The organism is Geodermatophilus sp. SYSU D00965, from assembly GCF_054050075.1.
The window spans coordinates 38,487-46,375 of record NZ_JBJGYQ010000031.1 but is presented as its reverse complement, the minus strand read 5'-3'; the positions used below and the strand labels follow the sequence as shown (position 1 = coordinate 46,375).

Annotated in this window: 6 protein-coding genes; all 6 read right to left on the bottom strand. The window is 74.9% G+C overall.

The window, feature by feature from the left end:
- Positions 1–109: 109 nt before the first annotated feature.
- Complete coding sequence (locus ACI789_RS22670) at positions 110–1,405, bottom strand: C-glycoside deglycosidase beta subunit domain-containing protein (protein WP_457011747.1); 1,296 nt, start codon at positions 1,403–1,405, stop codon at positions 110–112.
- Positions 1,406–1,408: 3 nt separating this feature from the next.
- Positions 1,409–2,953 (bottom strand): GMC oxidoreductase, encoded by a 1,545-nt coding sequence (locus tag ACI789_RS22665; protein ID WP_457011746.1) that lies wholly within the window; start codon positions 2,951–2,953, stop codon positions 1,409–1,411.
- A gap of 31 nt (positions 2,954–2,984) precedes the next feature.
- Positions 2,985–4,064 carry a Gfo/Idh/MocA family protein gene (locus tag ACI789_RS22660; RefSeq protein WP_457011745.1) on the bottom strand — a complete coding sequence of 360 codons (1,080 nt, stop codon included), beginning with the start codon at positions 4,062–4,064 and terminating at the stop codon, positions 2,985–2,987.
- A gap of 103 nt (positions 4,065–4,167) precedes the next feature.
- The gene (locus ACI789_RS22655) at positions 4,168–5,052 is read right to left on the bottom strand and encodes an ATP-binding cassette domain-containing protein (protein WP_457011743.1); all 885 of its coding nucleotides are present in this window, start codon (positions 5,050–5,052) and stop codon (positions 4,168–4,170) included.
- Positions 5,049–6,905, bottom strand: coding sequence for a dipeptide/oligopeptide/nickel ABC transporter permease/ATP-binding protein (locus tag ACI789_RS22650; RefSeq protein ID WP_457011742.1), 1,857 nt, complete (start codon positions 6,903–6,905; stop codon positions 5,049–5,051). The genes ACI789_RS22655 and ACI789_RS22650 overlap by 4 nt, the downstream gene beginning before the upstream one ends.
- Positions 6,902–7,843: an ABC transporter permease gene (locus ACI789_RS22645; RefSeq protein WP_457011741.1), complete on the bottom strand. Its 942-nt coding sequence runs from the start codon at positions 7,841–7,843 to the stop codon at positions 6,902–6,904. Before ACI789_RS22645 ends, ACI789_RS22650 begins: the two co-directional genes overlap by 4 nt.
- Between the last annotated feature and the right edge of the window lie 46 nt (positions 7,844–7,889).

The window sequence follows — 7,889 nt, the reverse complement described above, 5'->3', positions numbered from 1 at the left end:
TCGCGCACCATGAACACGTGTTCTGCCCCCGGACCAACTGGTTAGGATCTCCGGCAGGACGGGCGGGCCCCGTAACGCCCCCCGCGCCGCCCGGGCCCCGCCGGTGGCGTCAGCGCGCGGCGGCCAGCGTCCGCAGCAGGGCGTGCTGGCGGCGCACCTGGTCGCGGCCGCGGTGGGGCTCGCGGCGGCCCTCGTACTCGCTGGACAGCCAGCCCGACCAGCCGGCCCGCTGCAGCGTCGGGATGATCTCCCCCCACGGGACGTGCAGGTCGCGCAGGTCGTCGTCCACCTCGGCGAACTTGGCCTGGATGAAGTGCACGTGCGGCAGCACCTCCACCAGGTCGGTCATCGGGACGGCGAGTGGCCGGAGGTGCTCGGGCACGTCCCCGCCGTCGCCCGACTCGATCTCCTCGGAGAGCTCGAGGACCGGAGCGGTGTTGAAGATGCCGGTGTCGATGAGCAGCTTGAAGTGCTCGGTGCCGGTCTTCTCGATGAAGTCCACGTAGCCCTGGGTGACCGGGTGCCGGATCGGCGTCGGGGCGTGGATCTCCGGGCAGATCACGACGTCGAGGTCGGCGGCCAGGTCGAGCGAGCGCTCGACCGTCTCCTGCCAGATCGGGTGCGGGTCGAGGTCCCAGGACGTGACGCCGAACTTCGGCCGCACCGAGGTGAAGCCCAGCCGCTTGGCCAGCCGCAGGTCCAGCTGCAGCTGCTCGGCGCCCTCCTCGGGGGTGAGGGCGCGGTCGGCCCACCGGGTGGTGTCCACCCAGGACCCGAAGTTCGTCGCCGTCAACCCGTGCTGCTCGAGCAGGCCGTGCCAGGTGTCGACCCAGGCGGCGTCCGGCGTCGGGTAGCCCGGGACGTTGCCCTCGCCCAGGATCTCGATGCCGGTGGCGCCGAGGTCGGCGATGTCGGCGAAGACGTCCTCCAGCGTCATCGAGGTGTGGATGTCGCCGGTGTAGCTGTAGGTGGAGACGCCAAAGCGCAGCCCGCCCTCGGGTGCCGGCGGCACGATCACCCCCGTCCCCGTCGCCGTGAACGGCGTCCGGGAGACCAGCGGCGGGAAGTACGACCGCCGCAGGTGGACGACGACCTCCAGGTGGTGGACCCCGGCCGCCAGCCCACCGGGCCGGGGCACGGTGATGGTCGCCGGCTCGTCGAGCTGCCAGCGCAGGTCGGTCGAGGCGCGCAGCTCGTCGGCGGTGCAGGTGCGGCCCTGCAGCGTCCACAGCGGGACGTGGCCGGGGACCCGCTCGCCGTCGATGACGACGTCGATCCCGTCGAGCAGGCTGGCCGCGACGCCGCGGTAGTTGGGGTTGCGCAGCTGGAACGAGAAGCCGGTCACCCGGCCGCCCTCCACGACGTTGCGGAAGCCGCGGCCCTGGATGATCGCGAAGTCGAGCACGGGTCAGTTCCTCTCGGGGGTGAGCTGGGCGGCGATGTCGCGGGCCCCGCCGACGGCGAGGGCGACCGCGGTGAGGGTCGGGTTGCAGGCGATCGGCGTGGGGATGACGCCGTTGCCGGCGACGTAGAGGCCCTCGACGTCCCACACCTGCGAGGTCGGCGAGCACACCGACGTGCCGTCGTCGGTCCGGCCCATCCGCACGGTGCCCTGGTAGTGCAGGGAGGCACCGGGCGGGAAGGTGAGCGGCTCGCCGCCCAGCGGGTCGCCCAGCGCCTCGGCGGCCCGGCGGACGGCGGCCCGCGCGGCCTCGATCGAGGCGTGGTCGCGGTCGGTCAGCCGGTAGTGGATCCGCATCGCGGGCATGCCGTACGGGTCGACCGCGGTCTCGTCGAACTCGACGCGGTCGCTCTCCTGCAGGTCCTTGGCGCAGAACCAGCCCAGGCCGACGATCGACCCGGGCGCCGGGACGTCGTCCGGCGCGAGCGGCACCGGGGAGGCGTCGAGCTGCATGACCTGCCCGTGGAAGGGCTCCTCGTCGGTGTAGGGCACCCAGCTCACGCCGCTCTGCGGCACGATCTCCGGCTCGTCGCGCGGGTCGACCTGCTCCTCGGGCGTGGGCGCGACGTCGCGCAGGCGGACGGCGAACACCGTCTGGGGCTGGTCGTTGAGGTACCGGCCGAGAGCCTGCGGCCGTACGCCGGAGGCCCACAGCAGCTGCGGGGTGCGCAGCGCGTCGGCGGCCACCACGACGAACCGCGCCCGGACGACGTGCTCCTCCCCCGTCCGCAGGTCCCGGGCCCGCACCCCGGTGGCGCGGCCGTCGGTGACGACCACCTCGGTGACCAGCGCCTCCGGGACGAGGGTGAAGTTCGGGTTGGCCCGCGTGGCCTCGCCGAAGACGACGTCCGAGCCCGACCAGGTGACCCGGCCGTCGTCGTGCCGGACCACGCCCAGGGGCATGGGCGCCACCCGGCGGTCGTCGTCCCGCCCCCCGTCGAGGGCGGTGGACAGCCGCTTGCGGACCTCGTCGGCGAACGGCGCGTCGTCGAAGGCGTGCGCGTCGACGCTGAGCAGCCGCTCGCCCTCGGCGAGGAGCTCGTCGAGGTCGGGCAGGTACGCGATCCGCTCGCTCCCCCCGGGGCGGGGGCAGGCCCCGGTCCAGTGCGCGCCCATCCCGCCGACGTTGCTCGACATCGCCGCGCCCGGCAGGCCGTCCTCGCCCGGCTGCTGGTACCCGGTGGCCAGCAGGAAGGTGCCGGGGCGGACCAGCCGGGGCGCCTCGTCGGCGTAGCCCTCCATCGTGTCGGTGGGGGTGTCCGCGCCGAGCGGCGCCGGGCCCTCGGAGCGGCGCTGGGCCAGCGCCCGCTCGTCGGCGTCGACGATGTTCTTCACGTGCACGCCGGGCGGGTCGGCCAGCAGCGGGCCGACCTCGAAGGTGGCGATCGTGGCGTCGGGGCACCGTTCGCTGAGGACGCGGGCGTACGCCGCCCCGCAGGGACCGCTGCCGACGATGGCGACATCGACGCGGTCGGGGAAGGTCCTGGTCATCTTCGGTCTCGTCTCTCCTGCGGTGGTGGGGTCAGTCCGCGACGTCGACCCACGAGCCCCGCGCCGAGGACTCGAGGACGGCGGCGGTCAGCCGGGCGGCGCGCAGGCCGTCGGCGAAGGTGGGCAGGCCGTCGGGGGCCTCGCCGGCGACGGCGGCGTGGGTGTCGGCGACGAAGGCGTCGAAGACGTCCTGGTAGCCCTGCGGGTGCCCGGAGGGCACGACCGCGTAGCGGGCGGCCGCCGGGTGCTCGCTGGTGCCGCGCAGCAGCTGCCGGTTCACCTCGCGGCCGCCGATCCACAGCGACTCGGGGTTCTCCTGGTCGAAGCACAGGCTCTCGGCCGCGCCGTCGAGGGAGAACCACAGCCGGTTCTTGCGGCCGGGGCTGACCTGGCTGACGGTCAGGTTGCCGAACGCGCCGTGGTCGGTCTCGAACAGCAGGACGGCGGCGTCCTCGGTGGTCACCGGCCGGCCGCCGCGCTCCGGGACGACGACGACGGTGCGCGCCGCGAGCCGGGTGATCCGGTGGCCGGAGACGAACTCCACCAGGTCGCACCAGTGCACGCCGATGTCGGCGAAGGCCCGGGACGCCCCGCCGGCCGCAGGGTCGACCCGCCAGTCGTCGTCGGTGTCCTCGACCAGCCAGTCCTGCAGGTAGGAGCCGTGCAGCAGGCGCAGCGGCCCGGTGCTGCCGTCGGCGACCCGGGCCCGCGCCTCGCGCACCGTCGGGTAGAAGCGGTAGACGAACGGCACGGTCGCGGTCACGCCGGCGGCGGTGGCCAGCGCCAGCAGCTCCTCGGCCTCGACCGGGTCCACCGCGAGCGGCTTCTCGCAGACCACGTGCTTGCCGGCCGCGATCGCCGCGCGCACCAGCGGCGAGTGCGTGGCGTTGGGGGTGCAGACGTGCACGACGTCCACGTCGTCGGCGGTCACCAGCTCCTCGACGGTCCCGGTGGGGACCTCCGGGGCGAACCGCTCGGCCGCGGCGCGGGACGACTCCGGCGACGATCCCGCGACCCGGGAGACGACTCCCCCGGCGCGCCGGATCGCCCGCGCGTGGACGGTGCCCATGAAGCCGACGCCGACGATGCCGGCACGGACGCGATCGGACACGCGTCGCTCCTCTCACTGGTGGACGGCGTGGCCGGTGGGGGCCACGAGGACGTGCTCGCCCGCCCCACGGCCGGTCGGCCGCGGGTTCGGGAGGCGGGACGGGTCAGGAGGCGGCGGGCGCCCCGGTGGGGATCCGCCCGGCGAGGCGGTGCCGCTCGGCGCGGCGCTCGGCCTGGCGGCGGGGGTCGGGCACGGGGGCGGCCAGGAGCAGCCGCCGGGTGTAGGGGTGCTCGGGCGCGGTGGTGACCGGGACGGCGTCGCCGGTCTCGACCAGCTCGCCGTGGTACATGACCGCCACCCGGTGGCTGACGTGCCGGACGACGGACAGGTCGTGGGTGATGAACAGGTAGGCGACCCCGGTCCGCTCCTGGATCTCGATGAACAGGTCCAGCACCCGCGCCTGCGTCGACAGGTCCAGCGCGCTGACCGGCTCGTCGCAGACGACCAGCCTCGGGTCCCGGGACAGGGCCCGGGCGATGGCGATCCGCTGCCGCTGCCCGCCGGAGAACTCGCGCGGCAGGCGCTGCCCTGCGTCGGCGGGCAGGTGCACCTCGTCGAGCAGGGCCCGCACGCGCCGCCGGGCGTCGGTGCGGGAGGTCCCGGAGACCAGGAGCGGCTCGGTGAGGATGTCCTCGACGGTCTTGGCCGGGTTCAGCGAGGAGTACGGGTCCTGGAAGACGACCTGGATGTCCTTGCTCAGCGCCCGGCGGGCCCGCTTGTCCAGGCCCGAGACGACCCGCCCGTCGAAGCGGACCTGGCCACCGGTCACCGGCGCCAGGCCGAGGACGGCCCGGCCCAGGGTCGTCTTCCCCGACCCCGACTCGCCGACCAGGCCGACGGTCTCCCCGGCGTGGACGTCCAGGGAGACGCCCTTGAGGACCCGGACCGGCCGGCGGCGCCAGCCCTTGCCCACGTAGTCCACGACGACCCGGTCGGCGACGAGCAGCGGCTCGGGGGCGCTGCCGCGCGGGGTGGGGACGGCGGTCATCGGGGTCCTCCCGGGGAGGGCAGGGGCAGCGGCTCGGCGCCGGCCGGGGACGTGTCGGCGGGCCGCAGCGCCTGCCGGGCCGGGCTGTCCTCGAGCGTGGCGGCGAGCAGCATCCGGGTGTACTCGTGCTGCGGGGCGGCGAAGAGCCGGCCCACCGGGGCGGCCTCGACGATGCGCCCGGACTGCATGACGGCGACGGTGTCGCACAGGTCGGCCACCACCCCGAAGTCGTGGGTCACCAGGACCACGCCCAGGCCCCGCTCGGCCTGCAGCTCCCGGATCAGGTCGAGGACCTCGGCCTGGACGGTGACGTCGAGGGCGGTGGTGGGCTCGTCGGCGATCAGCAGGTCGGGGTCGCAGGAGACGGCGCCGGCGATGAGCACCCGCTGCGCCATGCCCCCGGACACCTGGTGCGGATAGGAGTCGAAGACCCGCTGCGGGTCCTTGATCCCGACCCGCGCGAGCAGCCGCAGCGCCTCCGCGCGGGCCGCGGCCCGGGACAGCCCGAGGTGGTGGCGCATCGGCTCGGTCAGCTGGGTGCCGATCCGGAAGGACGGGTCGAGGTTGGACATCGGCTCCTGCGGGATGTAGCCGATGCGGCGACCCCGCAGCCGGTTCACCGCCGAGGGCGACAGGCCGCGCAGGTCCTCGCCGTCGAAGGTCAGCCGCGCGGCCGACGTCCGTGCCTGCGGCGGCAGCAGACCGAGGACGGCGAAGGCGGTCTGGGACTTGCCGGAGCCGGACTCCCCCACCAGGCCGAGGACCTCCCGGCGCCGCACGGTGAGCGACACCCCGCGGACGACCTCGGTCTCGGTGCCGTCCGGCCGCGGGTAGGCCACCCGCAGGTCGTCGACCACCAGGACCGCGTCGTCGGGGACCGGCCGGTCGGCGGTGCGCCCGGCCGCCCGCGGCGTGGAGACCGCCGGCGCCGGCCGTCGGCGGCGCACCCGGGGGGTGCGGCCGGTGACCCCGAGGACGTCGCGCAGCGCGTTGCCGAGGAGGGCGAGGGCGGTGACGGTCAGGACGATCGCCAGGGCCGGCCACAGCAGCAGGCGGGGCTCGGCGTAGATGTTCTGGAAGGCGTCGCTGAGCATCCCGCCCCAGCTGGCCTGGTTGGCCGAGCCCAGGCCGAGGAACTCCAGCCCGGCCTGGACGACGATGGCGATGCCGAGCAGCTGCGAGACCTGGATGACCGTCGGCGCCACGACCACCGGCAGGACGTGCCGGCGCATGATCCGCCCGTCGCCCAGGCCGGAGACCCGGGCGGCGTCGACGAACAGCTCCTCGCGGACGGCGACCACCGAGGACCGGACCAGCCGGAAGACCCCCGGCGCGATGACCAGGCCGAAGACGGCCATGGCCAGCGCGGTGCTGCGGCCGAACAGCGCCAGCACCACGAGCAGCACGATGATCGCCGGCAGCGCCATGAGGAGGTTGGCCACCCAGGCAGCCACGGCGTCGAAGCGCCCGCGGTAGTAGCCGGCCACGATCCCGGCGGGCAGGCCCAGCCCCACGGACACGACCGCGACGATCAGGGCGCCGACCAGGCTGGTGCGCGCGCCGTACAGCAGCTGCGCCAGCACGTCCCGGCCCACGCCGTCCGTGCCGAGGGGGTTGTCGCCGCCCAGGGGCGCCAGCGCGTTGGTGATCTGCGACGCCGTCGGGCTGGCCGAGGTGAGCAGCGGGGCCAGGACGGCCAGGACCGCGACGACGACCAGCCAGGCGACGCAGACGACGGCGACCGGGTTGCGCAGCAGCCGGCGGGCCGTGCCGCGGCGGGGACGGGCGACGGCGTCGGCCGGGGCCGGGTCGGCCGGCCCCCCGACGAGGCCGCCTTCGGACAGGAGGGTCATGAGATGCGCACCTTCGGGTTGAGCCAGCCCAGCGCCAGGTCGACCAGCAGGTTGACGACGACGACCACCACCACGGTGACCACGACGATGCCGAGGATCAGCGGGACGTCGCCCTGGTTCGCCGCGGCCGTGGCCCGCTCGCCGATGCCGTTGAGGCCGAAGACCTTCTCGATGACCACGGCGCCGCTGATCAGCGCGATGAACTGCAGGGAGAGCACCGTGAGCGACGCCGGTGCGGCGTTGCGCAGCGCGTGCCGCAGCACGATGCTCCGCGGCGGCAGACCCCGGCTGCGCAGCGTGCGGACGTAGTCCTGCTGCATCACGTCGATCATGGAGCCGCGGGTCTGGGTCGCGACCGTGGCGACGGCCCCGACGGCCAGGGCGATCGCCGGGAGGGTGATCGAGGCCAGCCACAGCCCGGGGTCCTCGGCGAAGGGCGTGTAGCCCAGGGCCGGGAACAGGCCCAGCTGGACGGCGAAGACCAGGGAGAGGAGGAGGCCGACGAGGAAGTTCGGAACGGCGAAGGCGACGATCGAGACGCCCTGCAGCAGGCCGTCCAGCCAGCCGCCGCGGACGGCGGCGACGACGCCCAGCGCGATGCTCACCGCGGCGGTCAGCACGGTGGCGGCGAGGACCAGGGAGAGGGACACCGGCAGCGCGTCCGCGATCAGCCGGCCCACGGGCTGGTTGGTGAACCAGGACGAGCCGAGGTCGCCGGTCAGGGCGCCGGACAGCCAGTCCCAGTAGCGCGTCAGCAGCGGCTGGTCGAGCCCCAGCTCCTGCCGCTTGGCCTCGATCTGCGCCACGCCGGCCGTCGGGCCGAGGATGCGCCGGGCCGGGTCGGAGCCGGTGAGGTCGGTCAGCAGGAACGTCACGGTCGCGATGACGAAGACCAGGACGACGCCCGCGCCGATGCGGCGGAGCAGGAACGGGAGCACGGGCGCACCTCCGGGGGACGTGGGGTCGGTGCCGGGCGCTCGTGCC

What these genes read in the sequence shown, in the direction of transcription:
- ACI789_RS22665 (WP_457011746.1), bottom strand. Translation starts at nt 2,953, where the DNA reads ATGACCAGGACCTTCCCCGACCGCGTCGATGTCGCCATCGTCGGCAGC.
- ACI789_RS22655 (WP_457011743.1), bottom strand. Translation starts at nt 5,052, where the DNA reads ATGACCGCCGTCCCCACCCCGCGCGGCAGCGCCCCCGAGCCGCTGCTC.
- ACI789_RS22650 (WP_457011742.1), bottom strand. Translation starts at nt 6,905, where the DNA reads ATGACCCTCCTGTCCGAAGGCGGCCTCGTCGGGGGGCCGGCCGACCCG.